This window comes from Ralstonia pickettii (genome assembly GCF_000607165.1).
GTDB classification, from domain to species: domain Bacteria; phylum Pseudomonadota; class Gammaproteobacteria; order Burkholderiales; family Burkholderiaceae; genus Ralstonia; species Ralstonia holmesii.
In genome coordinates, this window is the sequence record NZ_JFZG01000006.1 from 516,610 (window position 1) to 542,149 (window position 25,540).

At 62.8% G+C, this 25,540-nt stretch carries 28 protein-coding genes, 1 tRNA gene and 1 riboswitch; of the genes, 7 read left to right on the forward strand and 22 right to left on the reverse strand.

The genetic code is table 11. From position 1 onward, the window contains the following. Positions 1–73 precede the first annotated feature (73 nt). Positions 74–451 (forward strand): phage holin family protein, encoded by a 378-nt coding sequence (locus BG83_RS0108660; RefSeq protein WP_024976342.1) that lies wholly within the window; start codon positions 74–76, stop codon positions 449–451. Further along, a complete protein-coding gene (locus BG83_RS0108665) occupies positions 448–975 on the forward strand; it encodes a DUF3318 domain-containing protein (protein WP_024976343.1) in 528 nt (175 codons plus the stop codon). The genes BG83_RS0108660 and BG83_RS0108665 overlap by 4 nt, the downstream gene beginning before the upstream one ends. 66 nt (positions 976–1,041) lie before the next feature. Here BG83_RS0108665 and BG83_RS0108670 read toward each other — a convergent pair whose 3' ends face one another. Beyond that, entirely contained in the window at positions 1,042–1,407 is a 366-nt protein-coding gene (locus BG83_RS0108670) for a hypothetical protein (protein WP_024976344.1), read from the reverse strand. Positions 1,408–1,717: 310 nt separating this feature from the next. Here BG83_RS0108670 and BG83_RS0108675 point away from each other — a divergent pair, with 310 nt between their 5' ends. The 3 genes from BG83_RS0108675 to BG83_RS0108685 are packed head-to-tail and all read left to right on the forward strand — an operon-like array spanning position 1,718 to position 3,661. Then, entirely contained in the window at positions 1,718–2,392 is a 675-nt protein-coding gene (locus tag BG83_RS0108675) for an ABC transporter ATP-binding protein (RefSeq protein ID WP_024976345.1), read from the forward strand. Continuing rightward, positions 2,389–3,198 (forward strand): ABC transporter permease, encoded by an 810-nt coding sequence (locus BG83_RS0108680; RefSeq protein ID WP_024976346.1) that lies wholly within the window; start codon positions 2,389–2,391, stop codon positions 3,196–3,198. Before BG83_RS0108675 ends, BG83_RS0108680 begins: the two co-directional genes overlap by 4 nt. Before the next feature lies 1 nt (position 3,199). Beyond that, on the forward strand, positions 3,200–3,661 hold the full coding sequence (locus BG83_RS0108685) for an NUDIX hydrolase (RefSeq protein WP_024976347.1): 462 nt from the start codon (positions 3,200–3,202) through the stop codon (positions 3,659–3,661). An 87-nt stretch (positions 3,662–3,748) separates the two neighbouring features. Here the strand turns inward: BG83_RS0108685 and BG83_RS0108690 are convergent, their stop codons facing one another. The 17 genes from BG83_RS0108690 to ydfG all read right to left on the reverse strand — a co-directional run bounded on the left by BG83_RS0108690 (position 3,749) and on the right by ydfG (position 18,043). After that, the gene (locus tag BG83_RS0108690; RefSeq protein WP_024976348.1) at positions 3,749–4,234 is read right to left on the reverse strand and encodes a nucleoside 2-deoxyribosyltransferase; all 486 of its coding nucleotides are present in this window, start codon (positions 4,232–4,234) and stop codon (positions 3,749–3,751) included. Next, the gene (locus BG83_RS0108695) at positions 4,231–5,295 is read right to left on the reverse strand and encodes a LacI family DNA-binding transcriptional regulator (protein ID WP_024976349.1); all 1,065 of its coding nucleotides are present in this window, start codon (positions 5,293–5,295) and stop codon (positions 4,231–4,233) included. Before BG83_RS0108695 ends, BG83_RS0108690 begins: the two co-directional genes overlap by 4 nt. A gap of 79 nt (positions 5,296–5,374) precedes the next feature. Continuing rightward, complete coding sequence (locus tag BG83_RS0108700) at positions 5,375–6,349, reverse strand: NAD(P)-dependent oxidoreductase (RefSeq protein WP_024976350.1); 975 nt, start codon at positions 6,347–6,349, stop codon at positions 5,375–5,377. A gap of 4 nt (positions 6,350–6,353) precedes the next feature. After that, complete coding sequence (locus BG83_RS0108705) at positions 6,354–7,634, reverse strand: MFS transporter (protein ID WP_024976351.1); 1,281 nt, start codon at positions 7,632–7,634, stop codon at positions 6,354–6,356. A 59-nt stretch (positions 7,635–7,693) separates the two neighbouring features. Further along, positions 7,694–8,683 carry a sugar kinase gene (locus BG83_RS0108710; protein WP_024976352.1) on the reverse strand — a complete coding sequence of 330 codons (990 nt, stop codon included), beginning with the start codon at positions 8,681–8,683 and terminating at the stop codon, positions 7,694–7,696. A gap of 29 nt (positions 8,684–8,712) precedes the next feature. After that, positions 8,713–9,483, reverse strand: a complete 771-nt coding sequence (locus BG83_RS0108715; RefSeq protein WP_024976353.1) for a sugar phosphate isomerase/epimerase family protein — start codon at positions 9,481–9,483, stop codon at positions 8,713–8,715. A 267-nt stretch (positions 9,484–9,750) separates the two neighbouring features. Further along, positions 9,751–9,826, reverse strand: a tRNA-Lys gene (locus BG83_RS0108720). 52 nt (positions 9,827–9,878) lie between these two features. Further along, a complete protein-coding gene (locus tag BG83_RS0108725) occupies positions 9,879–10,994 on the reverse strand; it encodes a YeeE/YedE family protein (protein ID WP_024976354.1) in 1,116 nt (371 codons plus the stop codon). A gap of 6 nt (positions 10,995–11,000) precedes the next feature. Beyond that, positions 11,001–11,675: a 7-cyano-7-deazaguanine synthase QueC gene (gene queC, locus BG83_RS0108730; RefSeq protein ID WP_024976355.1), complete on the reverse strand. Its 675-nt coding sequence runs from the start codon at positions 11,673–11,675 to the stop codon at positions 11,001–11,003. 162 nt (positions 11,676–11,837) lie between these two features. Beyond that, positions 11,838–12,623 (reverse strand): tol-pal system protein YbgF, encoded by a 786-nt coding sequence (gene ybgF / locus BG83_RS0108735; RefSeq protein ID WP_024976356.1) that lies wholly within the window; start codon positions 12,621–12,623, stop codon positions 11,838–11,840. A gap of 68 nt (positions 12,624–12,691) precedes the next feature. Beyond that, positions 12,692–13,213, reverse strand: coding sequence for a peptidoglycan-associated lipoprotein Pal (pal, locus tag BG83_RS0108740; protein ID WP_004629508.1), 522 nt, complete (start codon positions 13,211–13,213; stop codon positions 12,692–12,694). Between the two features lie 29 nt (positions 13,214–13,242). After that, the gene (gene tolB, locus BG83_RS0108745) at positions 13,243–14,547 is read right to left on the reverse strand and encodes a Tol-Pal system beta propeller repeat protein TolB (protein WP_024976357.1); all 1,305 of its coding nucleotides are present in this window, start codon (positions 14,545–14,547) and stop codon (positions 13,243–13,245) included. 67 nt (positions 14,548–14,614) lie between these two features. Then, positions 14,615–15,628, reverse strand: a complete 1,014-nt coding sequence (gene tolA, locus BG83_RS0108750) for a cell envelope integrity protein TolA (RefSeq protein ID WP_024976358.1) — start codon at positions 15,626–15,628, stop codon at positions 14,615–14,617. 52 nt (positions 15,629–15,680) lie between these two features. Beyond that, positions 15,681–16,115 carry a protein TolR gene (gene tolR / locus BG83_RS0108755; RefSeq protein ID WP_024976359.1) on the reverse strand — a complete coding sequence of 145 codons (435 nt, stop codon included), beginning with the start codon at positions 16,113–16,115 and terminating at the stop codon, positions 15,681–15,683. A 12-nt stretch (positions 16,116–16,127) separates the two neighbouring features. Further along, positions 16,128–16,820: a protein TolQ gene (gene tolQ / locus BG83_RS0108760; RefSeq protein ID WP_004629517.1), complete on the reverse strand. Its 693-nt coding sequence runs from the start codon at positions 16,818–16,820 to the stop codon at positions 16,128–16,130. Next, on the reverse strand, positions 16,817–17,221 hold the full coding sequence (ybgC, locus tag BG83_RS0108765; RefSeq protein WP_004629519.1) for a tol-pal system-associated acyl-CoA thioesterase: 405 nt from the start codon (positions 17,219–17,221) through the stop codon (positions 16,817–16,819). Before ybgC ends, tolQ begins: the two co-directional genes overlap by 4 nt. Before the next feature lie 69 nt (positions 17,222–17,290). Further along, on the reverse strand, positions 17,291–18,043 hold the full coding sequence (ydfG, locus tag BG83_RS0108770; RefSeq protein WP_024976360.1) for a bifunctional NADP-dependent 3-hydroxy acid dehydrogenase/3-hydroxypropionate dehydrogenase YdfG: 753 nt from the start codon (positions 18,041–18,043) through the stop codon (positions 17,291–17,293). Between the two features lie 138 nt (positions 18,044–18,181). Further along, positions 18,182–18,310, forward strand: a riboswitch (ZMP/ZTP riboswitch). A gap of 134 nt (positions 18,311–18,444) precedes the next feature. Here ydfG and glyA point away from each other — a divergent pair. Together glyA and nrdR are read left to right on the forward strand one after the other, a co-directional pair. Beyond that, positions 18,445–19,692, forward strand: coding sequence for a serine hydroxymethyltransferase (gene glyA / locus BG83_RS0108775; RefSeq protein ID WP_024976361.1), 1,248 nt, complete (start codon positions 18,445–18,447; stop codon positions 19,690–19,692). A 125-nt stretch (positions 19,693–19,817) separates the two neighbouring features. Continuing rightward, complete coding sequence (gene nrdR, locus BG83_RS0108780) at positions 19,818–20,282, forward strand: transcriptional regulator NrdR (protein ID WP_024976362.1); 465 nt, start codon at positions 19,818–19,820, stop codon at positions 20,280–20,282. 32 nt (positions 20,283–20,314) lie between these two features. Here nrdR and BG83_RS0108785 read toward each other — a convergent pair whose 3' ends face one another. Genes BG83_RS0108785 through BG83_RS0108800 form a run of 4 tightly spaced genes read right to left on the reverse strand, consistent with a single transcriptional unit; the run spans position 20,315 to position 25,537 of the window. Then, positions 20,315–20,794: a type IV pilin protein gene (locus tag BG83_RS0108785; RefSeq protein ID WP_024976363.1), complete on the reverse strand. Its 480-nt coding sequence runs from the start codon at positions 20,792–20,794 to the stop codon at positions 20,315–20,317. Between the two features lie 2 nt (positions 20,795–20,796). Beyond that, positions 20,797–24,222, reverse strand: coding sequence for a pilus assembly protein (locus tag BG83_RS0108790; RefSeq protein WP_037031652.1), 3,426 nt, complete (start codon positions 24,220–24,222; stop codon positions 20,797–20,799). Then, positions 24,222–24,812, reverse strand: coding sequence for a pilus assembly PilX family protein (locus BG83_RS0108795; protein WP_024976365.1), 591 nt, complete (start codon positions 24,810–24,812; stop codon positions 24,222–24,224). Before BG83_RS0108795 ends, BG83_RS0108790 begins: the two co-directional genes overlap by 1 nt. Next, entirely contained in the window at positions 24,809–25,537 is a 729-nt protein-coding gene (locus tag BG83_RS0108800; protein ID WP_200869034.1) for a PilW family protein, read from the reverse strand. The genes BG83_RS0108795 and BG83_RS0108800 overlap by 4 nt, the downstream gene beginning before the upstream one ends. Positions 25,538–25,540 lie beyond the last annotated feature (3 nt).

A 25,540-nucleotide genomic window follows, 5' to 3' on the forward strand; every position in this document is an offset into this window, starting at 1 on the left:
GCGGCTCCATTCCGGGCATGGCGCGTGCTGCGTCCGCAGTGGCGCCATTGGCCTAGCACCCTCTCAACACCTCATGACCGACGACACCAGCCCAAAGCTGTTCGCTTCCTTGAAGAAACTGGCCGGCACGGTCGTCTCGATGCTGCAAACGCGGCTCGAGCTGGCGAGCGTCGAACTGGCTGAAGAAAAAGAACGGCTGCTCGGCACCGCCTTCCTGGGCATGCTGGCCGTGAGCCTGATCGGCCTGTCCATCATGACGCTGACTGCGCTGGTGGTCATCCTGTGCTGGGATACGTATCGCTGGCAGTCCCTTGCCGTGATGGCCGCGCTGTATGCGCTGGGCGCGGCGGCGTGCCTGTGGAAGGTACGCTCGCTGCTGCGTAACGCACCGCCACTGTTCGAGGCCACGCTGGCCGAACTCGACAAAGACCGGGAGATCCTGCGCCGATGACCGATCCGACCGAACACACGCCGTCGCCCGGCCCGTCTATGAACGAACCCGCATCGAGTGCACGACATCATGTCCGGCCATCACGCCGCGGCGCCGAAACGCGCCTGCCGCTAAGCGTCCGCAAGGAATTGCTACTGACACGCGCCGCGCTGGAGCGCTACGACTACGCCCAAGCCCGCAACGATGTACATCGCGCCACCAGCCGTACGTTCAGCCTGGGAGGCCTTGGCGCGTTGCTCCCTAGCTTCATCCGCCCGCTGGCGCGCCCCAATGGCCTGATGCGAGCGCTGGGCATTGCGCGTGAATATCCGCTGGTTGGCACGGCGCTGTCACTCGCATATGCAGGATTGCGCCGCACCGTCATCGGCCGGATCACGCGCAAGCTCGGCAAGGTGGGGATCGTGGCCGGAGCGGCGTGGTGGGGCTACAAAAAATGGCAGGATGCACAAGGCGAGCCGGTCAGTGCGCCAACGCCCGCGTCTAATGCCGACGCGAACGAGATCATCCCGGGCAGCACCTCCTGAGAGGGCTACCCGCCCGCCAAAAAAGGCCGGAGCAATCCGGCCTTTCTCGTTTGTGGCAGCACAATATCAGTGCAGCGGAATCGGATGGCGCATGCGCTCCCACCGCCGGGCCATGTTCTGACGCAATCCAGCGAGCCCGTGCGCCTGCGCCGTGGCATCAACCTGGGCTGGAACGGGTTGCGCTGCCACGTCCGCCTCATGCCCGATGCGCCGCCGGCCATGCCACATCAACGCGCCGCTGGCAGTCCAGCCAACTACAAACAGCGTGTCACCAACATGCCGAAGGGAATCGGGCGACGTACCCGCATGGAAGATGGCGCCGAGCATATCGGGAGGCAACTCCGCGCAGATCCACAGAAAAATCGCGGGCGCAGATGCAAAAACTCCCGGCTGCCACCATGGGTGGGCAACTTGCACTTTGTCGGTCTCCATGGCGCCCTCCGTCGCTTCTTCTAGTGATGCTTCGATCCTATGTCTCGCATGCGCAAATGGCGACCCTCCCGTTGCTGAATGGCATGTCGGATTCGTCCGACATCGGCCACCGGTCAACGCTTTGGGGCTGCTCCGTTTGGGCTAAGGGCCACTCCGCATGGCACGCGGATGGCGTAACCATGCGGCGATGGCACTGCGCCTGCGCAGGCGAGTTCAGGATTACGGCGGAGGACCGCCTCACCCGCTCATATGCATAATGCATAAAAGCGGCGCATTGATGCCGTACCGTACGCAACACACTCGCCCCACCATGCTGGCTGCCACCCATCTCCAACGCCGCGATGCCCGCACCGGTGTCACGCTGCTGCAACCCGCCACGCTTGCCGTGCGGGCTGGCGATCGCATTGCGCTGACCGGGCCATCCGGCGCGGGCAAGAGCGTGCTGCTGCGCGCGCTGGCATTGCTCGATCCGCTCGATGGCGGGCACGTGACATGGCACGGCCAGGCGATTGGCCCGCGCGCCGTTCCGGCCTATCGCTGCCACGTGGCGTACGTGCGCCAGCGCCCCGCGCTGTTGCCCGGTACGGTGGAAGACAACCTGCAGATGCCATACCGCCTGCATGCGCGGCGACACGGCGCCGGATTCGATCGCGACGCCGCCATCGCCCTGCTTGCGGATGCCCAGCGCGACGCCAGCTTTCTCGACAAGAACGCCATCGATCTTTCCGGCGGTGAAGCGCAGATCGCCGCGCTGGTCCGCACGCTGCAGACAGGGCCGACCGTCCTGCTGCTCGACGAACCCACGGCCGCCCTTGACCCCGCCTCCGCACGCGCCGTTGAGGCGCTTTTGCAGCATTGGTTCGCTCAGGCGCCCGAGCGGCATGCGTGGATGTGGGTGACGCACGACCCGGCGCAAGCGGAACGCATCAGCAGTCGGCATTGGCGCATGGTTGCCGGACAGCTCGACACGGAGCCCCCGCGATGAACGGGCAAGACCTCTCGCTTTCCGCCTTGCAGGTCGGCATTGCGGCGGCGCTGATCCTCGTGAACGGCGCGCTATCCGTCGGGCTGGGGCTTGGGCTCGAGCGCCGCCTGGCGTGGGCGGCCGTGCGCACCGTCGTGCAGTTGCTGGCGGTAGGCTTCGTGCTCGAATGGGTCTTCGCCCACGCGTATTGGCCGGTGGTATTGGGCATCGTGGCTGTCATGACGTTGATTGCCGGACACGCCACCGGCAACCGGGGCGCGCGCGGCTATGCAGGCCTGCAGCTGGACGGCACGTTGTCGGTCTTCGGCAGCACATGGCTGATCGGGGCGATCGGGCTGGTGGTCGTACTGCATGCGCGGCCGTGGTATGAGCCGCAATACGCCATCCCCATCATGGGGATGATTCTGGGAAACACGCTCACCGGCGTGGGCCTTGCACTGGAGCGCATGACCGGCGAACTCACGGCCACGCGAGACCAGGTGGAGACAATTCTTGCGCTGGGAGGCACACGCTGGGAGGGTGCGCGCGATGCCGCCCGCACGGCCGTGCGCGCCGGCATGACACCGATCATCAATCAGATGACCGTCGTGGGCGTGGTGAGCCTGCCCGGCATGATGACGGGCCAGGTGCTGGCCGGGCAGTCACCGCTGGAGGCCGTGCGCTACCAGATCGTCATCATGTTCCTGCTGGCGGCATCTTCAGGACTGGGGACGGTTGCGGCCGTGCTGCTGGCCTATCGCCGGTTATTCAGCCGCGAGCACCAACTGCTGAGCGCACGCATCGCACAACGCGTCGGAGCGAAATAACATGCCGATCGCCCTATCCTGCGGCCTCGTGCTGCTCAATGAAGACGGCGATGTGCTCCTCGCCCACGCCACCGAAACGCGCCACTGGGACATCCCCAAAGGCGCCCCCGACCCGGGCGAGAATCACCGTGACACCGCGCTGCGCGAGACACGCGAGGAAACCGGCCTTGTGCTCGACAGCCACGCACTGATCGAACTGGGCCGTTTTCCCTATCGCCGTGACAAGGAGCTGCACTTGTTTGCCACGCGCCTGCGCCGCGCGGAAGTTGCGCTCAACACGCTGACGTGCACGTCGATGTTCAACAGCTATCACACCGGCCGACTCATCCCAGAGATGGATGCGTACCGCTGGACCACGGCGGACGAGGTGCCGCTGTATGCGAGCCAATCGCTCACGCGGCTGTTTGCGCAGACGTTGACGCTGGCGAGTATTGATGCCCGTCTGGCCGAGGCAGGGCTATAGAAGAGTGGCGCCTACACCGGCACATCGCCTTCGATGGTGGTGCGATGGAGCGTGCGCCGCTTGTTGTATCGCGTATCCCGCGCGCAGCTACATGTAATGCGCCCGCATCCGCTCCAGGCACACGCGCGCATCACCCACAACGAGGCGGCAACTGCAAGCGACCATGAGGTTACGCGGCAGCCCGAAATCCTCCACGGTCCATCCTTGGGCATCGGCACCATTGGCGTTCGGAAACTGACCGACCAGAGGCACGGCGGGCACGTTGTAGCACCACACGTCTTTGCCACGGGCGATGGCGTAACCAATTTCGAAGCACGTGCCGGAATCGGGTTCGTAGCCGCGAAAATCCGCCACGTTGGCAAGCACGGCGTCGGCAGAGTCGATCAGCGCGATGTTCTGGCGGTAGATCTCCGCAGCGGTCGCAGGGCCATCGGCCTGTGGCGCAATCGTGTTATCGAGCGGATACAGGCCGATGTAGCCGAACTCCGCACACAGCGCCTTGAGCGCTTCGCCGTGCGCGATGGGCTCCGGACGGAAAACGTCCGGCCCGGCGAGATACAGGCGCAACGTCATGATGCGGCCTGTGCCGAATGCGCTGTCGAAGCACGTTCGACCAGCGTACCCGGGAGTAACACGACACGGGCATCCCCGCTTACGCCTTCGATGCGCTCATGCACGAATTCGACCGCCTTGTAACCGATGTCGTACGTCGGTTGCCGGATCGTGGTGATGCCGATCAACTCCGCCCATTCTGGATCGTCGATCGACAGCAGCGCCGTCCGCTCCTGCCAGGCTGGACCAAATTGCGTACGAAGATGCCGCGCAACGACCAGCGCAACCGGCGCGTTGGCAACAAACAGCGCCAGTCGTTCTCCGCCCCGCTGGTGCACCGCTTCGATGCGTGCATCGATCTCCGCCAGCGCACCCTCGACTGAGGCCGGATCGTTCGGGTCCAGCACCACGGTCGGCTCCGCTGGCCGGCCTCGCGCTGCCATCGTCTCTCGGAAAGCGAGTTCGCGCTCACGCCGGGAACTGACCTGCTCAAACGGCTGCACGATGAACTGGATGGAATCGAAACCTTGATCCAGCAAATGCTGCACACCCAACCTGACGGCGTCGCGGTTATCGAGGCCCACCAGGTCGGCGTCGAACCCTTCGACCGTGCGATCCACCAGCACGGCAGGAATGCCGCCACCACGCAGCGGGCGCAAGACGGCTTCTTCTGCACCGAGCGCGTTGACGATCAATCCCTCGACCCGGTACGTCGTCAGCAACTGGACGAATCGGCGCTCCATCTCGACCTCGTTTGCGGCGTGGCAGATGAGCGGCATGTAGCCCAGCGCGTGGCAGGCCGCCTCCACGCCTTGCAGCACTTCGACCGTATAAGGATTGGTGAGGTCGGCCACCAGCATGCCGAGCAAGCGATTGCGCCCGCGCTTGAGGCCGCGCGCCATCTGGTTGGGCCGGTAGTTCAACCGCTGGATGGCCCCTTCGATGCGCTGCCGCAAATCTTCGGAAAGGACTTGTGTCTCGCCATTCAGATAGCGGGACACGCTGGTCTTGCCGGTTCCCGCTTCGCGGGCAACGTCGGTGATGGTCGCAGGGCGCGAGGAGGAGGATGGGAAATCAGTCACGATGCGCTTCAGAGCAGTCCGTCGGCGCGAGGGGCCGGAGCCAGGGTGCGAGGATCATAGCGCAATCCCCGCGCCCCACTCATGAGACGCGAGCACGCTCCAGCACCTGCGGATTGACGAGGTTCTCACGCAACGTGCCAGCCAGCGCCCTGACCAGGTTGTCGGCCGCGCAGCGGGCCATTGCGTGTCGCGTCTCGTGCGTTGCGGAGCCGATATGGGGCAATGCCACCACGTTCTTCATCAGCAGCAGCGGCGAGTCTGCGGGCAGCGGTTCGTGCTCGAACACGTCCAACCCCGCGCCGCGAATCGTGCCGTCGCGCAATGCATGGATGAGCGCCGCCTCGTCAACGACGGGCCCACGCGACGCATTGATCAGGATCGCATTGCGTTTCATCTTCGCCAGCTCCGCCGCGCCGATCAGGTGCTGTGTTTCGGGCGTCAGCGGCACCTGCAGGCAAACAAAATCGGCTTCGGCCAGCAACGTGTCGAGCGTCACGCGGCGCGCGCCGTACTGCGCTTCGGCTTCGGGATGCGGATTCCGGTTCGTGTACAGGACACGCATCCGGAAACCCAGCGCTGCGCGGCGCGCCAATGCCGCACCGATCCGACCCAGCCCGACGATGCCGATCGTCTTGCCCTGAACGTCCGTGCCGTAGAGCTCAGGCCCGATGCTGCGCTGCCAGTTGCCGGCCCTGACCCACTCGGCCAGTTCCACGACGCGACGCGCCGACGCGAGAATCAGCGAAAACACGGTATCGGCGGTCGACTCGGTCAACACATCCGGTGTGTGCGCCAGCGCAATGCCACGACGCGTGAGATCAGGCACGTCGAAATTGTCATAGCCGACAGAGATCGTGGACCACACCTTGAGCCGGGGCGCGCGGTCGAGCATCTGGGGCGTGATCTTCAGGCTTGCACCGATCGCGCCCTCGGCGTTGGCAAGCGACCCGGTCAACGCCGCAACACCGTCGACCTGCACGAGTTCGACATGCTGGCGCAACTGGGCGACGACATCGTCGGGCAATGGCTTATAGGCAATGACGAGAGGTTTCATCAGTTCATTTTCCAGGCACAGGGTGGGCGAGCCCGTAAGCATCACGCGGTTGCGGCTTGACGCAGAGCGTGAGGACCACGGCCGCCAAGAGTGCGGCGCTCATGAATGCGTACGACGCCAGCGGCGAGCCGGTGGCACCGTTCAGGTAGCCAACGAAGTACGAGCCGACAAACGAACCGAGTGCGCCCATGCTGTTGATCAGCGCCATCGCGCCGCCCGCGACGTTCTTCGGCAGCAGCTCCGGCACAATGGCGAAAAACGGACCATATGGCGCATACATCGCCGCACCGGCAATGACGAGCAACGCATACGACATCCAGAAATGCGTTGACCCAAGTCCATACGATGCAGCAAACGCCGCAGCGCCCACCAGCAGGAACGGCCAAACGAAACCGCGCCGTGAACCGACCTTGTCGGACGCCCACGACGCCGCGAGCATCGCGATGGTGGCAGCCAGATACGGCAGCGCCGACAGCCAGCCCGTTTCGACCATGCTGAGCGACGAGCCGTTCTTCACGATGGACGGCAGCCACAGCACGAAGCCATAGACGCCGATGCTCCAGCAGAAATACTGCGCGCACAGCTTGATGACGACAGGCGAGCGGAAAGCCTCGCCATAGTTGCGCATCGGCTTGATGGCCGCTTGCTCCGCCGCCAGTACCTGTTCCAGGTCGCGCTTTTCCTGTGTGCTCAGCCACGATGACTGCGCGGGCTTGTCCTGCACCAGGCACCACCAGCACACGGCCCAGATGATGGCGGGCACGCCCTCGGCGATGAACATATGGCGCCAGCCGAACTCGCGCACGAGATAGCCCGACACCACCGACATCCAGAGCACGGTCACAGGATTGCCGAGAATCAGGAACGTGTTCGCGCGCGATCGTTCCTGCTTGGTAAACCAGTTGCTGATGTAGATGAGCATCGCGGGCATGACGGCCGCTTCGACCACGCCCAGCACGAACCGGATCGCCAGAAGCGAGGGAATGTCACTCACGACGCCCGTGAGCGCCGCGCACAAGCCCCACAGCACCAGGCTGATGAACACGAGCTTCTTCACGCTGCGCCGTTCGGCATAGATCGCGCCCGGAATCTGGAAGAAGAAATAGCCGAGGAAGAACAGCGCGCCAATCAACGACGACAGCCCCTGGCTGATCCCCAGATCGTGATTGATGCCGGCCGCCGCCGCGAAACCATAGTTCGCGCGATCGAGGTAGGCCAGGCTGTAGGTAATAAAGACGATCGGCATGATCATCCACCAGCGCCGCGCAGCCAGTTGCGTTGCCATGGTCGTGTCTCCTTTGGTGGTTTGCGTCGCCCACGAGGGGCGGCAGTCGAAGCGCTGCGTTACACGCTGGAAATGGGTTCCGGCGCGCGCATCATGCGAGCCGGTCGCTCAAGCACATCGAGCTCGGCGCGAGTCGGCAGGCCTTCGGAATCTCCGATCACCTGGATCGCCAGCGCGCCAATACGGTTGCCGCGCGCAACGGCCAACTCGGGTGACTGCCCTTCGAGTAGCGCGCTGACAACGCCCACTGCAAAACCGTCACCCGCGCCCACCGTGTCGACGACGCGCTCCACGCGCACGCCGTCGGCGATGCCTTCTGCGCCGTCGGCGGTCCGGTAGTACGCGCCGGCAGCACCCAGCTTGATGGCAACACCACGAGCACCTTGATCGAGATAGAAGCGCGCGATATCGGCCGGGCTGTCATAGCCGGTCAGTTGCTGCCCCTCGGACAAGCCGGGCAGCACCCAATCGGAATGCGCCGCCAGCGCGTTCAGGGTGTTCACCATCTCCGCAGCGGACGGCCACAGCGTTGGGCGCAGATTCGGATCGAACGAGATCGAGCCACCGGCTGCGCGCATCTCGCGCGCGAGGTGGAACGCAAGCTCACACGACGACGCTGAAATTGCAGGGGCCACACCCGTCAGATGCAGATGGCGCGCGCTGAGAACATAGTCGGCCACATAGTCGGCACAGGAGAGCCGGCTGGCGGCCGACCCCTTGCGGAAGTACTCGACACGCGGGTCGCTGCCGTCGTCAGCCCGCGACTTGAGCTGAAAGCCGGTCGGATATTGCCGATCTACCGCCACGCATGAGGCATCGATCCGTTCGCGCGCCAGCGTCTCCAACACATATTCGCCAAACGAATCCTGCCCCACCCGGCTCACATAGCCGACGCGAAACCCCAGCCGACTCAAGCCGACGGCCACGTTCAGATCAGCACCCGCAATGCGCTTGGTGAACTGCGTCGCCTGCGCGAGCGGCCCAGGCGCCGTCGCCACGAACATCGCCATGGCTTCGCCGTAGGTGATGACATCCAACATCTGTGACATGCGTAGGTTCCTTTGATGTCGAGTCACAGTCAGGCGGCCTTGAGCCACGTGACATGCCGATGCGCATCGACAGCGAGATCGACCGCGTCGAACGGAAATTCGATGCCGCGCGGAACATCGCCCGGCAATGCCGCCAGCACAGCCGCGAACCGCGCATCGTTGTCCGCTGGCGCCACCGCAAAACGGCGTGCTCCCTCGCCCGCGACGCTTTTGCAATGGATGTATTCCACATACGGGGCCAGGGCTCGCGCGCACGCCAGCGGCGCTTCGCCCGACCACTCCCAGTTGCCGACGTCGAACGTCATGCCCAGCATGTCGGCCACACCCGCCACTTCCAATGCGTCGAACAAACCTCGGAACTGCGCCAGCGAGCCGCCCACCGTCTGTTGACCGTTCTCAACCAGCACCCGCGCGCGCCAGCCTTGCAGCAGTTGGGCCAGCACCTCTGCCGACGCATCGCCGGCAAACCCGCCGAGCTGGAACTTCACGATGCGCGCGCCCAATGTTTGCGCTTCGATCAGCGCGCCGCGGATAGCAACAGCGTCCAGAGCGCCATCGTCCGTGTACAGCGTGGCCGGCGTCGAATAGACCGCCCAGAGACCATGCGCCGCAATCAACCGGCCCAAGGCAGCGAGGAGCTCTGTCGATACCGCGCCATCGAGCCCAGCGGGCAACAATTCACGCCGCACCTCGAAGCCGGCGGCACCGACCGATGCGGCCACGGGAACATAGGCGTGATGCCCCTGCTCAAGCACGTGGGCGGCGCCGAACGCGCTCGCCACTATCACGATATCTGCCATTTGTGCGCTTTTCTCCGTATGGAACCGGTTCCAGTAGAGGATATGGTGGTGGCTGCGTGTCGAGAGCGCTATAGAGAAAATCCCTAGCGGCGGCAGAATGCGACGCGCCCGCCATGTGATCGGCGGTGGTCAGGGGATGCAGCTATCGGGAAGGCGTCGCGTGCTATCGATGTGGAAGCTGCGACCGCGCAGAGTGCGAGGAGATGGCACTCGCGCGGAATTACCAAACAAAAAGGGCCGACAGTTGCCTGTCAGCCCTTCGAATTTTGGTGGGTCCTGCGGGATTCGAACCCGCGACCAATAGATTAAAAGTCTACTGCTCTACCGACTGAGCTAAAGACCCCAAAGACCGCGATTATAGGAAGATATCGGCGATTCTGTCAACGCCCGGCAGATCAAACCAGACGCTCCATCCGCCACATCTGGTAGCGGAACGCCAGCACCGCGCCGATCACGATACCGGCCAGCGCGATGAACGAGCCGATCGCCAGCGTCGACACGCCCGACAGCCCCTGCCCGATCGTGCAACCCAGCGCCGTCACGCCGCCAATGCCCATCAGGATGCCGCCAATGATGTGGTTGCCCGTGTCCTCGGCATTGGCAAAGCCTTCCCAGCGGAACGAGCGCGTGGCCAGTGCCACCGCCGCCGAGCCCGCAATCACGCCCAGCACGCTCACGATGCCGACCGTCAGCACCTTCGACGTATCGCTGAAGAACATCAGCCACTCCAGCGTGTACGACACCGGCGCCACGAAGCTCAGCGCTTCCATGCGGCCGCTGTTGGTCGCCACAAACGCTTCCTGCAGCGTGTTCGGATCTTCCTGTACGTAACCGAGATGCCCCGACACGTACCACATGCCGACGATGATGAGCCCGACGCCGATGCCTCCGAGCAAGTTGTCACCGGTGCGGAAATCGCGCGCGAGCAGCGCCCACAGCGATAGCGCACCACCAATTACCAGCGCCAGCACCAGGCGCAGCATGCGCGCATCGGCGGAGAACGCGTGGCCCAGCACGCTCGGTAGATCCTGCGACGTCGGCAACGTAATGGCCACGCTGTCCACCGTTGCCACACGCACCACGCCAAACACGCCCTTGAGCGTCATGTACGCCGCCAGCCCCAGAAACACAAACACGACGACCGACTTCAGATTGCCGCCGCCGATACGCACCAGTGTCTTGCTGCCGCACCCCGAACCCAGCACCATGCCGAAGCCGAACAGCAGCCCGCCTACCAACGATGACAGCCACAGCAGTTTGCTCGCCGTGTAGATCGTCTTGCTCGTATCGATCAGGCCAAGCCAGCTCAGGCACCCCGTGCCGATCATGGCCACGCCGATGGCCAGCGCCCACATGCGCAACCGGTTCCAGTCGCCGATGTTGACGACGTCGGACACCGCACCCATCGTGCAGAAGTGTGTGCGCTGGAGGATCGCGCCAAACACGAACGTAAGCGCAAACGTGGCCCACAGCACCGTGTGGGACAACGCGTTGAGGTCGATATCGGGCATGGTGCGTCAGACGTAGCGGGTGGGGTCGGGCACGCCGGCGGCTTCAAACCCGGCTTTGCGGATCCGGCACGAATCGCACACGCCGCAAGCACGGCCGTCGTCGTCGGCCTGGTAGCACGACACGGTCAGGCCGTAGTCCACGCCGAGCCGCACGCCGACCTGGATGATCTCCGCCTTGGTCATGTTGATGATGGGTGCGTTCACGCGGATGCGCTCGCCTTCCACGCCGGCCTTCGTCGCCAGGTTGGCCAGCGTTTCATAGGCGGCAACGTATTCGGGACGGCAATCCGGATAGCCGGAGTAGTCCACTGCATTCGCACCAAAAAATAGGTCACGTGCGCCAACCGCCTCGGCCCAGCCAAGCGCCAGCGACAGCATGATCGTGTTGCGCGCCGGCACATACGTGATCGGGATGCCTGATTGCGCGCCGTCGGTCGGCACGTCAAGCGCATCGTCCGTCAATGCGGAACCACCGAACTTGCGCAAGTCCAGATCGACGATTTCATGGCGCACTGCACCCAGCGTCGCCGCCACTTTCTTGGCCGCTTCCAACTCGGACGAGTGGCGTTGGCCGTAGCGCATCGACAGCGCGTAAGTCTCAAAGCCATCGGCATTGGCCATAGCGAGCACGGTGGCAGAGTCCAGCCCGCCGGAGAGCAGGACGATGGCGCGTTTTTTCATGGGCGAAGCCTTGCAAAGCAAATCGGGAAGGCCCGCATTTTAGCGTGCCGCCGCCCTGCTTGCGCCCGACGCGGCATATGCCCGCCATTCGGCGCCCCATGAAAAACGCCCGCCGGTGCAGCCACGGGCGGGCGTTTGTTCAGATGCCGGGCGGCTTGCCGATCAGCGCATCGTCTTCAGACGGCTTTGCGCGGTCTTGGCCTGCTCGGTACCGGGATACTGCGAGACCACCGATTCCAGCGTCTTGCGTGCAGCGGCCTTCTGGCCCGACTCGCCCTGGTTGGTCGCCACCTGCAGCAGCGCATCGGGCGCCTTCGGATGCTGCGGGTTGCTGCGCGCCATGTTCTCCAGCACGTAGCTCGAGCCCTTGTAGTCGCGCTGCGCATAGAGCGCATTGCCCAGCCAGAACTGCGCCAGCGGCAGATACGGGCTTTGCGGATACTTCTTCACGAACGCCGAGAACTGGTTGCCCGCGCCCTTGAAGTCGCCACCCTGGAACGCCTTGAGCGCAGTGTCGTATTCCGGCTTCTCATTCGGCTGGACCATGCCTTCGCGGCCGTCCACCGTCGCTTGCTGCGGCTCGAACTTCTTCAGGCGCGCATCCAGGTCAGAGTAGTAATCCTTCTGCTGCTTGGTCAGCGTATCGACGCTGTTCTGCAGCACTTCGTTCTGCCCGCGCAGGCGCGCCACTTCCGATTTGAGCGTTTCAATCTGGTTTTGCGCGTCGATCAGGTTCTTGCTGTTCTGATCGATACGCTGCGCCGCCGTCGACTGGAAGTTGTTGAACTTGTCGCGCATGTCGATGATGGCGCGGCGCGCCTCATCGTCGTCAAACACCCCCGCTGCCGCAGGGCCGGCCATGGTGAGGGCGCCACCCGCGACGAGCGTCGCCATCAGGATGGCCCGACGCATGGCCCCATAAGCGCGCTGTTTCATCATCGTATTCATGTGATTGCCAACGTAAGAACGCCGGCCGCAACCTCGCAGCCGGCGCGTTCCACTTCAAACCGTACCGATTAATAGACGATATCGGCGCGGCGGTTCTGTGCCCACGAATCTTCGTCGTGGCCGGTCGCTTGCGGCTTTTCCTTACCCAGGCTCACGGCTTCCATCTGGCTGTCAGGCACGCCCATCGACGACAGGGCGCGACGCACGGCCTCGGCACGCTTCTGACCCAGTGCGAGGTTGTATTCGCTGGTGCCGCGCTCGTCGGTGTTGCCCTGGATCAGGACCTTGCGCTGGTTGTGCGACTGCAGGTAACGCGAGTGCTGACCCAGCAGGCCTTGGTACTCCGACTTGACCGAGTAGCTGTCGAAATCGAAGTAGATGCTGCGCTTGGCCAGCGGGCTGTTCGGGTCGGTCAGTTCGTCACGGCCCACGTCCACCGGGGTCACCGTGCGGGCATCAGCGCCAGTGCCGGCAGCACCGCCCGTACCGTTCTTGGCGGTGTCATCGAGCTTCACGCCCGAGCTGCAAGCGCCCAGGGCCAGCAGCGCGGCAATGGCTGCGAGTTTGATCATGGTTTGGGACTTCGACATGTCCGATTTCTCCTAGTGGAACAGCTTCGTTATTGCATGAAAGGACCCCACGCCGGCTCACGAACTTCGCCGGCCTGGAGGGAAAGAACCTGACGCGTACGGCCATCGGTCGACACGGCGGCCAACACCGATTTGCCGCCAACGCGCGTGGAATACAGGATGAACTTGCCGTTGGCCGCAAAGCTCGGCGATTCATCGTGCGACGTATCCGTCAGCGCATTCACATCGCCGTTGGACAAGTCCTGCGTGTACAGGCGGAATGCACCGCCCACGCGCGAGATGTACGCCAGCAGCTTGCCGTCCGGCGACACACGCGGGCTCGTGTTGTAGTTGCCCTTGAATGTCACGCGTTGCGCACCGCCCGACTCTTCTCCATCAACCGACATGCGATAGATCTGCGGCGCACCGCCGCGGTCGCTGGTGAAGTAGATGTAACGGCCATCCGGCGAGAACGACGGTTCGGTATCGATCGCGCTACTGCGGCTCAGACGGCGCAAGCCCGAGCCATCGGCGTTGACCATGTAGACCTGTGTATTGCCATCGCGCGAGAGCGACACCGCCACGTGGCGGCCATCCGGCGACCAGGCCGGCGCCGAGTTGTTGCCCTTCTGGTTCGAGATGACCGTGCGGCGGCCCGCCACCAGGTCATGCACGTACACCACCGGCTTCTTGCTCTCGAATGACACATACGCGACCTTGGTGCCATCCGGCGACCACGACGGCGAGATGATCGGCTCATTGCTCGTCAACGCAATCTGCGGGTTGGCGCCATCCGAGTCGGAAATCTGCAGTTGGAAGCGGCGGCCAACCTTGGACACGTACGACAGGCGCGTCGCAAAAATACCGCGCTCGCCAATCAGCTTCTGGTAGATGTAATCGGCAATTTCGTGTGCAGCCAAGCGCAGTTGGCCGGGACCGCGCGTAAGCGACAGGCCGCCCAGGCTTTCGCCCTTGGCGGTGTCGTACAGGCGGAAGCGGATTTCGTAGCGATCGCCGTTGCGGGTCACGGTGCCGCCCACAAATGCTGCTGCGCCCTTGGTTTTCCAGGCACCCAGGTCAGGTGCCGGGCTTTCCGGCACCACCGCGCCGGCAACATCGACGTTCGAGAATCGGCCGCTGCGCACCAGGTCTGCCCGGACGATGGCCGAGAGGTTTTGTGGGGCCTGTGCCTCGCCCTGGAAGTTGGCGATCGCGATCGGGTACTGGCTGGCGCCGACGCCCGAGATCTCCACGTTGAGCTGGGCATGGGCAACGCCGGCGCTTGCCGCAGTCAGCAGCAGTGCCTGCGCTGCGCGTCGGAACATCGGGATCCACATCGTTCGCATCATGTTCATCTTCCCTACTATCAAATCCGGAATCTGAGTACCGTTGGCCAGCGCCGCCTGGGCGAGCGCCGACCCGTTATTCCTTCGGCCGGAACGTCAGGATGACGCTCGACGGCGCTTTGCCATTGGTATCGCGTGGCAGCGGGTCAGAGCGCTCGACCGCGCGCATGACAGCCTCGTCATAGGCGCCGTTGCCGCTCGATTTCGTCAGGCGCTTGGACAAGATCGAACCATCCGGCGCCATCTGCACCGACACGACCGCCGACGGGTTGCCGTTGACCGCCGAAGGATCGAACAGGATGTTCGGCTTGACCTTGGCCCGCACACGCTCGGCATACCCTGCCGATGCTGTACCGCCCGTGCCCTGAGCATTGCCAACACCACCGCCGGAGCCCGCCACCGTGCCAGTCGCGCCCGCCCCCGCCATTGCGCGCAACCGATCCAGTTGGGCCTGACGCTGTGCATTGGCACGCGATTCATTCGCCTTACGCTCGGCATCGGCCTTGGCCTTGGCTTCTGCGGCAGCCTTGGCTTTCAATTCCTTCTGCTTCGCTTCGGCTTCCGCCTTGGCCTTGGCTTCGGCCTGGGCTTGCAGTTGCGCATTCTTGCGAGCCTGCGCCGCGTCGGCAGCAGCCTTTTCAGCCGCTTTTTCCTTGGCCTGCTGTTCGGCCAGGGCCTTGCGTTGGAGTTCCGCCTGACGGGCTTGTTGCTCTTCCTTCAGACGGGCCTGACGCTGTGCTTCGGCGCGGCGGGCGAGCTCGGCCTCACGGGCCGCCGCAGCCTCCTGCTCACGCTTGCGCTTCTGCTGCTCCAGCGCGATATCGGCTTCCTCTTCCACCTTGGCCGGCGGCGCCTTGATCACCGGTTCCGGCTTAACTTCTGGCACCGGCGCGGCCTGCTGTACGGCTTGCTGAACCGCCGCCTCGTCCCACAGCTCCGCCTCTTCGCCGCGCGGGGTGCTGCTCTGCCACTGCACGCCAAAGTACAGAAAGATGATCAGCAGAACGTGTGTCAGGACCGCCAGCCCGAACGCGCGCAGCGTGCCACGCTCGCGCACAGGCTCATAACGATGCAACGACGTCGTAGTCATGACGTTCAGGTTGCCCCGCCTTGGTTCGTCAACGCTGGGTTCATCAAGGTGCTCATGACGATTTCACCATCAGGCCGACGCGCTTCACGCCATCGGCCTTGAGCACGCTCATCACGGTCAGCACGCGGTCGTATTGGACCGACTTGTCGGCGGCGATCACGACGGGCTGATCGGGGTTTTCGTCAGTGCGCTGCTTCACAAACGCGCGCAGCTCGTTGTTGTTGGCGAGCTTCTGCTCGATTGCTCCCGAACCAGTCTTGACGCGAGCAAGGATCGTGCCGTCACCCTTGATGGTCACGACGATGGGCGGCTGGGTCTGCTGCGGCGTGGCGTTGGCCACCGACGGCAGATTGACCACCCCCGGGTTCACCACGGGTGCCGCCACCATGAAGATGACCAGCAGCACCAACATCACGTCGATGTACGGAACAACGTTAATGTCGGCCTTGGCCCGTCGGGCGCGGCGCGTTCGCTGGATGGTAGCCATGAGCGCGGCTCCTTAGCGCGTTTGGCGCTGAAGGATGTTCGAGAACTCTTCCATGAAGCTCTCGAAGCGGTTGGCCAGGCGGTCCATCTCGGTGGCGTAGCGGTTGTAGGCAATCACCGCCGGAATGGCCGCAAACAGACCGATGGCCGTGGCGACCAACGCTTCGGCAATACCAGGCGCCACGGCCGACAGCGTCGCCTGCTGCACGTTGGACAGGCCGCGGAAGGCGTTCATGATCCCCCAGACGGTACCGAACAGGCCGATGTACGGGCTGACCGAGCCGACCGACGCCAGGAACGGCAGGTGCGATTCCAGCGAGTCCATCTCGCGCTGGTAGGCCGCGCGCATGGCACGGCGGGAAGCATCGAGAATGGCACTCGGATCGCCGCCGCCGCGCTGCAGCTCGCGCGCTTTGAGGTATTCGCGCATGCCGGCTTCAAAGATGCGCTCAAGCGCTCCGGTCGTGTGGCGGTTGTTGGCGGCGCTCTGATACAGCGCCTGCAGGTCGCCGCCGGCCCAGAAATCGCGCTCGAACGATTCGGTCTGGCTGCGCGCGGCGCGCAGGGCAAAGGCTTTGCGGAAGATGTACGTCCAGGAGAACAGCGACATCACCAGCAGCAGGCCCATGACGAATTGGACCAGGAGGCTGGCGTGCAGCACCAGCGAGACGATCGACAGATCTTGTGTGACCTCGACGGGATTCATGCGGCGGCTTTGATGGTTGCGAGTACGGGAGCGGGAATCGGGGTCGGCCGGAAAGTGAGCCGGTCGACACACCCAACACGAATCGTGCCTGATGCGAGCAAAACGTCGCCGCGCCAGCCTTCCTGGGCGAATTGGACCGACGCGGGGCCGACCCGTTCCATACGCGAACGGATCTGCAGCAGGTCATCCAGGCGTGCCGGCGCGCGGTAGTCCACAGCGGTGCTACGCACCACGAAAATGGCCCCAGTCGTGTCGGCCAGCGCCTGCTGGTCGACCCCAAGCGCGCGCAGCCACTCTGTGCGGGCGCGCTCAAAAAATTTCAAATAGTTGGCGTAAAACACCACGCCACCTGCGTCGGTATCTTCCCAATACACACGCAGGTTCCAGTCAAAAGAAGCCATCGGGTAATTTTACCAAGACGCAAGTGACGGCCAGCCATCCACCGACCGGCCGAGGGCTTGCGCTGGAATTCAGGCCATGCCTCGCGTCACGCTGGTGGCCGAGAATGACTGGCAAACGGGCATCAGCTCCATCGCGTTGACATTGAAGTGCGCGGGAAGCGCCGCCATCCAATAGACGGCCTCGGCGATGTCATCGGCCGTCAGGGCTTCCGTGCCTTCGTAGACCTTCTCCACGCGGGCATCGTCACCCTTGAAACGCACGTTGGAAAATTCTGTGCCGGAGCAAAGACCTGGCTCGACGTTCGAAACGCGTACGCGGGTACCGGTCAGGTCCGCACGCAAGTTCAACGAAAACTGGCGCACGAATGCTTTGGTAGCGCCATACACGTTGCCGCCCGGGTACGGGTACGTCCCCGCGATCGAGCCAATATTGATGACGTGACCGCGGTTGCGTTCGACCATGGCCGGAAGTAACGCACGCGTCATATGAACCAGCCCGGAGCAGTTGGTGCCGATCATGCGGTCCCAATCGGACAGGTCAGCGCGCTGGGCGGGTTCGAGGCCCAGCGCCAGACCAGCGTTGTTGACCAGCACGTCGACTTCACGCCAGCCTTCGGGCAGCGTGCCCGACAACGCCGCAACGGCATCGGCGTCCAGCACATCCAGTACGAACGGCAGCATGGCATCACCCAATTCAGCCTTGAGTGCGTCTAGACGGTCCTGGCGGCGGCCTGCCGCGATCACGCGATGGCCTTCTCGCACGAAACGCCGCGCGATGGCCGCGCCGAACCCGGCGGTCGCGCCGGTCACGAATACGATCATGGAAGTGTCTCCGGACCTTAAAAAGCGAAAGATCAGAGTTTACCTGAAGCCTGGAACCGCATTGCACCGCAATGTGCGTGTCTGCACGCTCGCTTCTTGCGGCGGCCATGGGGCTGTCGTACACTCGCGGGCAACCATTCCACCTTGCGCGACTGGCGAATCCTGGAGCAGCTTCAGAGGCTCCGACATGTGGGCAGCGACCACGAGGAAGCGCAAGGTTTCTGGCGTCATGCACAACGGCGCCTGCCGCTCGCCTGGGCAGCGAATGGGAAGCACAGGGTGACTTGGACACCCGCTGCAATCGGCCAACACCGGGCGCAGTCGTTCAAGCCGCGCGCATGTTTCCCCACGCCTCGCCCGATCTCCGCCATTTCCGTTTCGTTTCAGACCAGACACTCGCCATGTTCGAACGCAGCCGCTATACGATCGACCAGATCGATCCCGAAATCTTTGCCGCCATCCAGAAGGAAAATCAGCGTCAGGAAGACCATATCGAGCTGATTGCCTCCGAGAACTACACCTCGCCGGCCGTGATGGCCGCGCAGGGCTCGCAACTGACCAACAAGTACGCAGAGGGCTACCCCGGCAAGCGTTACTACGGCGGTTGCGAATATGTGGACGTGGTGGAACAGCTCGCCATCGACCGCGTGAAGCAGCTCTTTGGTGCCGAAGCCGCCAACGTGCAGCCGAACTCGGGCTCGCAGGCCAACCAGGGCGTGTTCTTCGCCGTGCTCAAGCCGGGCGACACGATCATGGGCATGAGCCTGGCCGAAGGCGGCCACCTGACGCACGGCATGGCGCTCAACATGAGCGGCAAGTGGTTCAACGTTGTGAGCTACGGCCTCAATGCGCAGGAAGACATCGACTACGACGCGCTCGAGGCCCTGGCGCAAGAGAAGAAGCCGAAGCTGATCATTGCCGGCGCATCCGCATTTGCGCTGCGCATCGATTTCGAGCGCATCGGCAAGATTGCCAAGTCGATCGGCGCGTATTTCATGGTGGACATGGCGCACTACGCCGGCCTGATCGCCGCGGGCGTGTACCCGAACCCCGTGCCGCACGCTGACTTTGTGACGACGACCACGCACAAGAGCCTGCGCGGCCCGCGCGGCGGCGTGATCCTGATGAAGGCCGAGCACGAGAAGGCCATCAACTCGGCGATCTTCCCGGGTATCCAGGGCGGCCCGCTGATGCACGTGATCGCCGGCAAGGCCGTGGCGTTCAAGGAAGCCCTGTCGCCGGAGTTCAAGGCTTATCAACAACAGGTCGTGAAGAACGCAGCCGCCATGGCTGAAACGCTGATGGCCCGCGGCCTGCGCATCGTGTCTGGCCGCACCGAAAGCCACGTGATGCTGGTCGATCTGCGCGTCAAGAAGATCACCGGCAAGGAAGCCGAAAAGGTGCTGGGCGACGCACACATCACGGTCAACAAGAACGCAATCCCGAATGACCCGGAAAAGCCGTTCGTGACCTCGGGCGTGCGCCTGGGTTCGCCAGCCATGACCACGCGTGGCTTCAAGGAAGCCGAGGCCGTGAAGGTCGCCCATCTGATCGCCGATGTGCTGGACAACCCGCACGACGAGGCGAACATCGCCGCAGTGCGCGCCAAGGTGGCTGAGCTGACCAAGCAGTTCCCGGTCTACGCCTAAGGCATCCGCCGATGGCCGGATCTTCCGGCCACGTAGTACCCTGCCGCGATGCGCCCGCCCGGGCCATCGCGGCGTTGTTCTTTTAGCGCAGTGCGTTCTTTGAGGTTGCCGAGGAGACCACCGGCATGAAATGCCCCTTTTGCGGCCACGCGGCCACCCAGGTGATTGATACCCGCATGTCGGAAGAAGGCGACACCGTACGCCGCCGCCGCCGCTGCGAATCCTGCGACCGCCGCTTCACGACCTACGAACGCATCGAGTTGTTCTTCCCCGCCGTCGTCAAGAAGAACGGCAGCCGCGTCGACTACGACCGCAACAAGGTCAAGGACTCCATGCGGCTGGCGCTGCGCAAGCGCCCCGTTTCCGCCGAAGCCATCGACGAAGCCATCGCCCGCATCGAAGAAAAACTCCTCAGCCACGGCGAGAAGGAAATCGGCAGTGACCGCGTGGGCGAGCTGGTGATGCGCGAACTCAAGCGGCTGGACAAGATCGGATACATCCGGTTTGCGTCGGTGTATCGGAGTTTTGAGGATGTGTCGGAATTTCGCGACGTTTTGGATGAGATTGCGGCGACGAATGTGCGGAAATGAACAAAGGCCCTGGAGGCCTTTTTTCTTTCCTGTTACCAACACTGCGCTGACGTAGTACCTGCCGCCATGCCGACGTTGCCTTGCACGCCGAGCTGGTTGATGGTGTATGTCCCGCAGGCGTCGGCCGTTTGCGGGCTGACCGGAACAGCAGAAGCGGAATAGCCAGGCGCTGCCGCACCACTCGCGCCTGCCGTGCCCGTTACCGCGACATTCAGCTGATAGTACGACTGCGTGCCGGACTGAATGGCGAACGGAAAGCTCGCCGCCGCATAGCCGAGGGAGGCAGGCGATGCTGCGTAGCTATTCTGCAGTGTAAAAAACCGCTCCTGGCGTGCTGCCAGATCCAGCAGCGCCGTCTTCGCATCCGCGCGGTGCGATTTCAGGATGTACTGCTGGTAGGACGGATAGGCAATACGGGCCAGGATGGCGATGATCGCTACCGTAATCATCAACTCCATCAAGGAGAAACCGCCTTCGCCAGGGGACAAGGAGGGAGTCTTGGTTCGGCTCATGATTAGCGCAGCTTGGTCCAAGTCATGCGAGAGCCAACACCGGCGGCGCTCGGGTTGATCTGGTTGACCGTACCCGTGCCGCTGACGGTCTGCTGCACCAGGTACGGCAGCTTATTGGCGGTCACGATAGACGGAGTGCCGGTACCACTCAAACCGATACCGCTGACAATGCCGCCGTTGAGGGTCGGGAAATTGTTGTTATTGTCGCCGAAGAACGAGGCGGTACCTGCCCCACCCGATGCGACCGAAATGGCCATGGTGTAGCCAGATGCTGGCGTCGAGCTACAGGATAAAACCTGCTGCGTGCCTGGCACGGTCGTATTGACGATGAACATGCCATAGGCCAGCGTTGGGTTATAGACCACCTGTTCATAGTTCGTGACCGCGCTCGAACCAGAGCCCGTGGTGGTGCTGGGCAGCGCGAGCTTCCAGCCAAACTGGGTATTAGCGGTACCGCTAGTGCCGCACGCTGTCGATCCCATCCAGCAAACCTTATTGTTGCTTACAGTCCGGTACGATGGCGTCGTGCCCGAGCTTGCAGACGTGTTGGTGATACTTTGTGTCTGCAGGGTAGAGGCGGTCACGGTCTGCGGGCCGGTCAGGGTTGCGTAGACTGCAGCCGCCGGTGCGATATTGTTCCAAGCGCTCATGTTCCAGTCCCAAACACCGTACAGGGACTGTGCAGTGTTGCTGGAATAGGCCGCAGCGCTGGTCTGTGTCACCGGGAAACTCTGACCGGTGCCGAAGCTGACGAGTACGCGCGGCGCGCCCGTGCCGCTGCCCGGAATGGCGGCAACCGCGACCTTGCTGGTAATCGGTTGACCCGCTGGCGTCGAGAACATCGGCGCAGACGAGACGCTCCACGATGCCGGGTTTTGCGAGGTCAGGTCGAAACGCCAGACGTTGCCAAATGCATCGCCCGCATAGACGTAGTCGGTGATGTGATCACCATCCAGGTCCGCTGGTGTGACATAGGCGATGCCGTTCTTATTGTTCGCCTTCAGCGGATCCTTACTCGGACCGTACTTTGTGTCGAGGTAGTAGAACGACGTGGTGCCGTTGCTGGCCACCAGCATGATGTACAGACCCGCCGACCCGTTTGCACTGTTCAAGCCGTTACCGAACAGCACGGCCCAGTTGCCGTTATGGAGCCGGCGAATGACGGGGGTGCCATAGGTGTTGCCCAAAAAGGCGCCACAGCTAGTGACATTGGTACAGGTGAGGGTCGAAGGCGTCCATTCACCGAGCACCAGCGAACCAGCGTTGCTCTCACTGAAGTTAGCAGGGTTGGTGATATCAAGCGCGTAGATAGCGCCCGTACCGACGCTGGTGTTGTCGGCGATGGCGCCCCCGGCGTTGCCGCCTCCGCCCAAGCCGCCAACCAACCATGTGTGCCAGGCATTGTTGTAGTAAAGCTCCCCTGTACCTGGCGTCGCATCCACGTACAGATTGTGAGCATACGAAGGCGAGCTGAAATCCAGCTTGCTACTGGTGTTGTAGATGGTGTTCAGGGCTGCCGCCGGCATGTAAGCCAGAACCTCCTGCCCATCGTTGGGGGTGGTCGCCGTGGTGAACTTACCGGTCGCGTCGTAACCACCTGCACGGAAACCATGCAACATGCCGTCGTTGGCGCCCACATAGACCACGTTCGCGCGCTGCGCATTGTTGGTCTTGAAGAGTGCGTAGCTGCCGGACGTTTCGGGCGGAACTGCCGTCCCGTAGAGAGAATCCACCCACGGGCCGTTGTACGGCGCCGACGGTGCACCAACCCAGGTCGGGCTGGAGTTCATGATGTCGCCCATCACGCCGGTGCGGGAGCGGAAAGAGCCGCCATTGGCGACTTCATTGGTGCGATCGCCCCGCAGATAGAGTTGGCGAGGGCTGCTGGTGCCGCTGGCTGAGCCGCTGTCCAGCGCATTCTTCTGTGCAGACGTGAGGCTCGACCATTGGAAGGGAATGCCAGTGGTGCCATTCCACGTCAAAATGTTTCGTGCTGATGGGGCTTGTGCAGTCAACGTCGAGGTGGAACTAATGGCCGGGCATGCCCCACCCGTTAAGGTGCAGCTGGCGTTCCAATTGGCATTGGTAGCAATGGAGACGATGCCCGTCGTCGGGTCCATCACCAGGTTTTGTGCGGTCAACTCGCCCCACCAGTTGGTCGGGTGATAGTAGGCGAGATACACCTGAGTCCCGGCTTCCACGCGGGCTGACTGCTGCACGTTGGTACCTGCCGAGCTGTTGGCTTGCCCCACCGGTGCTGCCTTGAAGCAGGTGATTTCGTGAACGTTACTGCCACCGCCGGTACCCGCCGAGAAGCCAAAGCGGAATGACGAAGGCAGCGGGCCGTTCGACGCGGTAATACTCTGGTTTGTGATCACAGGCTGGGCCGTGCCACCATTCACGCTATATGAAAGGCTCAGCAGACCGTCTTGCGTGATACTGAGTGCGTAGGTGATAGGGGTCGCATTTCCCCGCACCGCGTTGCTGCCTCCTGCCGAATTCTTTCCAGCAGCTTCCTGGCTGTAGAGCTTGACGGTACTACTTAACGTATCGCCGCCAAGATAGTTGTAGTTATATGGAATCTGCTCGGTCGTCTGGTTGCCGTCGTAGATGTAGTATCCGTTCGCGTCCTTCTGCCCCTTACCGCTGAAGTTATAAAGATAGCCTGCTGCACACGTGCTCTGTACAGCGTTCATCTGAGTCGTGCTCAGGGCTGACGGATAGTACTTCGCGTAGTTCGTGGACAGGTTCGCCCAGTTGGTGTTGCCCGCACCGCGCAAGCTAATGCGACCGGGAATCGCACCACCACTCGCCCCGGAGCTAGTGTTGTCGCCGGCGTTCGAGAAATTTCCGAACTCGTCGATACCGAGACCGATATAGCCACCCTGCACGCCATCGTACGTAGGGTTGCCGTTAGAACAGCTGTAACCAAGACTGCCCCCCAGCGCCCCCACCGTTGCCGGGTACTTGCCGTCGGCCAAGAAGAAACTGATGCCGTCAGCGCCAGACGCTTGGCCAGCGGCGTTCTTATAGGCATTACCACCGTACGTCACCGTCGTGAACGTTACCTGTATGCCCTGATTGGTCGGGAAGGTGAAGTTCGAAACGACAGCGCCCGTCTGGTTATTACCGTTGCTACCGGTGGTTGTATCACCATTGGTCAGACGCAGAGCCCCAGAACCCACCGCGTCAGGAAGCGTACCCGTGACACCACCCACAAGCGTCTTACCGCTGTAGTAACTGAGGCCCGAACAGGCCGGAATCGTGCCTGTACCGTTGCCCGCAGTCAGGCATGCGCCGTTCAGCGCCTGCCACTTGTACGAAGATGACGCCCCCGTCAGCGTGTCGCTGATCACCAACTGCGCCCTGGCAACCCCCGGCAGTAGCGCAGCGGTTGCCAGCAAACCCACCCGTTGAATTGTTTTCATCACTGTTGTCCCAGATCTTTGGCGCCAGAACTAATGCGATAGGTGCTCTGCACCACTGCTGCTGTCGTTGCATCACCGCCAAAGCCATAGGCGGTGACTTGGTAAAGCTGTGCGAGCCCGTTCGGGCTCATACCGATGTAGTTGATGTACAGGCCTGGGACACCCGCGTAGTTGATATCCCCCGCCGGAGAACTCGCACCGGCCATGCCTCCACCGCCATTCGCCGTCATGGAAGGCGGCAGATAGGTTGACCCCACGCCCCATGGCAAAGTAGAAGGAGTCGCCAAGGCGGTGTTGCATACCCGCATATTCGTGAGCGTATTGCCGTTGTTAACGCCCGAGCAGGCGATGCCGGTGGATCCGTTGCCCTGTCCCAACCACCATTCGCCGTACTGAAGGGCGCTCTGTGCAGCCTCGAGCGCACGCTGCTTATCCCGCGTGTTTGCCGCAATCTTCTCTTGCAGGCCAAAGCTACGAAACATGCCAATAGCAAACAGCGTGAGAACAACCAGCAACAGTAATCCAACAACAAGGGTGTACCCGCGCTCAGCGCGACTTGGCAGCTTGGAAAAACGCATGGTGGTGCTCATGACTGGTTCTTCAGGCTGATGTTCTGCACCCACGTTGTGCTCTGTGCCTGCCCAACTTGGTTACCAAACTGTGTGGTGAACGTGAGGGTGACTTGAACGGTATGGACTTGCGACCAATAGCCCGACGCTGCCACCTGCGCGGCCGTCAGATAAGAGTCGTCATAGCCGTTGCTGTTGGTATCGGTGCCATACAGCACGCTCAGTCCAGTGACCCCACTCACAAGCGGTACCGTGGTTGTTACACCACTGGACACGAGCGTCATCGCACACTGCAATTCGTTGTTTGCATTGACGGACAATGTGTTGATGTAGACCTGCTGGGCACCACTCGTGTTGGTCTGCCCTAGGCAATTCATGGTGCCGTCACCGCTGGCAGTCGCAAACTGCGTTGTCACCGTATCGGTGCCCGCCGTCGCACCCGAGGTACCGGAAATTACCTGGCCGGCAGCCAGCGAGCCAGTGGCCGGGAATGCCGACAGGGCCGTGTTGACTGTTGGGTTGGGGAAATACCCTGCCTGCTGTACAACATTGGTAAAGATGGTCAGCGCTAGCCGTTCATTGTCTTGCAACTGTGCAAGCTGATCCTGGCTGGTAAAGGTCTTCTGCATATTGACGAATACCACCACCACGCCGCTCATGATGAACAGCGCGATCACCATGGCGATCAGGATCTCAACCAGGCTTGTACCGGCCTGATTGCGTGCCGATCGCCTCCGCAGAGTCATGGA

Excerpts from the sequence above, each read along its gene's own strand:
- BG83_RS0108660 (WP_024976342.1), top strand. The coding sequence starts at position 74 with ATGACCGACGACACCAGCCCAAAGCTGTTCGCTTCCTTGAAGAAACTG.
- BG83_RS0108665 (WP_024976343.1), top strand. The coding sequence starts at position 448 with ATGACCGATCCGACCGAACACACGCCGTCGCCCGGCCCGTCTATGAAC.
- BG83_RS0108670 (WP_024976344.1), bottom strand. The coding sequence starts at position 1,407 with ATGGAGACCGACAAAGTGCAAGTTGCCCACCCATGGTGGCAGCCGGGA.
- BG83_RS0108675 (WP_024976345.1), top strand. The coding sequence starts at position 1,718 with ATGCTGGCTGCCACCCATCTCCAACGCCGCGATGCCCGCACCGGTGTC.
- BG83_RS0108680 (WP_024976346.1), top strand. The coding sequence starts at position 2,389 with ATGAACGGGCAAGACCTCTCGCTTTCCGCCTTGCAGGTCGGCATTGCG.
- BG83_RS0108685 (WP_024976347.1), top strand. The coding sequence starts at position 3,200 with ATGCCGATCGCCCTATCCTGCGGCCTCGTGCTGCTCAATGAAGACGGC.
- BG83_RS0108690 (WP_024976348.1), bottom strand. The coding sequence starts at position 4,234 with ATGACGTTGCGCCTGTATCTCGCCGGGCCGGACGTTTTCCGTCCGGAG.
- BG83_RS0108700 (WP_024976350.1), bottom strand. The coding sequence starts at position 6,349 with ATGAAACCTCTCGTCATTGCCTATAAGCCATTGCCCGACGATGTCGTC.
- BG83_RS0108705 (WP_024976351.1), bottom strand. The coding sequence starts at position 7,634 with ATGGCAACGCAACTGGCTGCGCGGCGCTGGTGGATGATCATGCCGATC.
- BG83_RS0108710 (WP_024976352.1), bottom strand. The coding sequence starts at position 8,683 with ATGTCACAGATGTTGGATGTCATCACCTACGGCGAAGCCATGGCGATG.
- BG83_RS0108715 (WP_024976353.1), bottom strand. The coding sequence starts at position 9,483 with ATGGCAGATATCGTGATAGTGGCGAGCGCGTTCGGCGCCGCCCACGTG.
- BG83_RS0108725 (WP_024976354.1), bottom strand. The coding sequence starts at position 10,994 with ATGCCCGATATCGACCTCAACGCGTTGTCCCACACGGTGCTGTGGGCC.
- queC (WP_024976355.1), bottom strand. The coding sequence starts at position 11,675 with ATGAAAAAACGCGCCATCGTCCTGCTCTCCGGCGGGCTGGACTCTGCC.
- ybgF (WP_024976356.1), bottom strand. The coding sequence starts at position 12,623 with ATGAATACGATGATGAAACAGCGCGCTTATGGGGCCATGCGTCGGGCC.
- pal (WP_004629508.1), bottom strand. The coding sequence starts at position 13,213 with ATGTCGAAGTCCCAAACCATGATCAAACTCGCAGCCATTGCCGCGCTG.
- tolB (WP_024976357.1), bottom strand. The coding sequence starts at position 14,547 with ATGAACATGATGCGAACGATGTGGATCCCGATGTTCCGACGCGCAGCG.
- tolA (WP_024976358.1), bottom strand. The coding sequence starts at position 15,628 with ATGACTACGACGTCGTTGCATCGTTATGAGCCTGTGCGCGAGCGTGGC.
- tolR (WP_024976359.1), bottom strand. The coding sequence starts at position 16,115 with ATGGCTACCATCCAGCGAACGCGCCGCGCCCGACGGGCCAAGGCCGAC.
- tolQ (WP_004629517.1), bottom strand. The coding sequence starts at position 16,820 with ATGAATCCCGTCGAGGTCACACAAGATCTGTCGATCGTCTCGCTGGTG.
- ybgC (WP_004629519.1), bottom strand. The coding sequence starts at position 17,221 with ATGGCTTCTTTTGACTGGAACCTGCGTGTGTATTGGGAAGATACCGAC.
- ydfG (WP_024976360.1), bottom strand. The coding sequence starts at position 18,043 with ATGATCGTATTCGTGACCGGCGCGACCGCCGGGTTCGGCGCGGCCATC.
- glyA (WP_024976361.1), top strand. The coding sequence starts at position 18,445 with ATGTTCGAACGCAGCCGCTATACGATCGACCAGATCGATCCCGAAATC.
- nrdR (WP_024976362.1), top strand. The coding sequence starts at position 19,818 with ATGAAATGCCCCTTTTGCGGCCACGCGGCCACCCAGGTGATTGATACC.
- BG83_RS0108785 (WP_024976363.1), bottom strand. The coding sequence starts at position 20,794 with ATGAGCCGAACCAAGACTCCCTCCTTGTCCCCTGGCGAAGGCGGTTTC.
- BG83_RS0108790 (WP_037031652.1), bottom strand. The coding sequence starts at position 24,222 with ATGAAAACAATTCAACGGGTGGGTTTGCTGGCAACCGCTGCGCTACTG.
- BG83_RS0108795 (WP_024976365.1), bottom strand. The coding sequence starts at position 24,812 with ATGAGCACCACCATGCGTTTTTCCAAGCTGCCAAGTCGCGCTGAGCGC.
- BG83_RS0108800 (WP_200869034.1), bottom strand. The coding sequence starts at position 25,537 with ATGACTCTGCGGAGGCGATCGGCACGCAATCAGGCCGGTACAAGCCTG.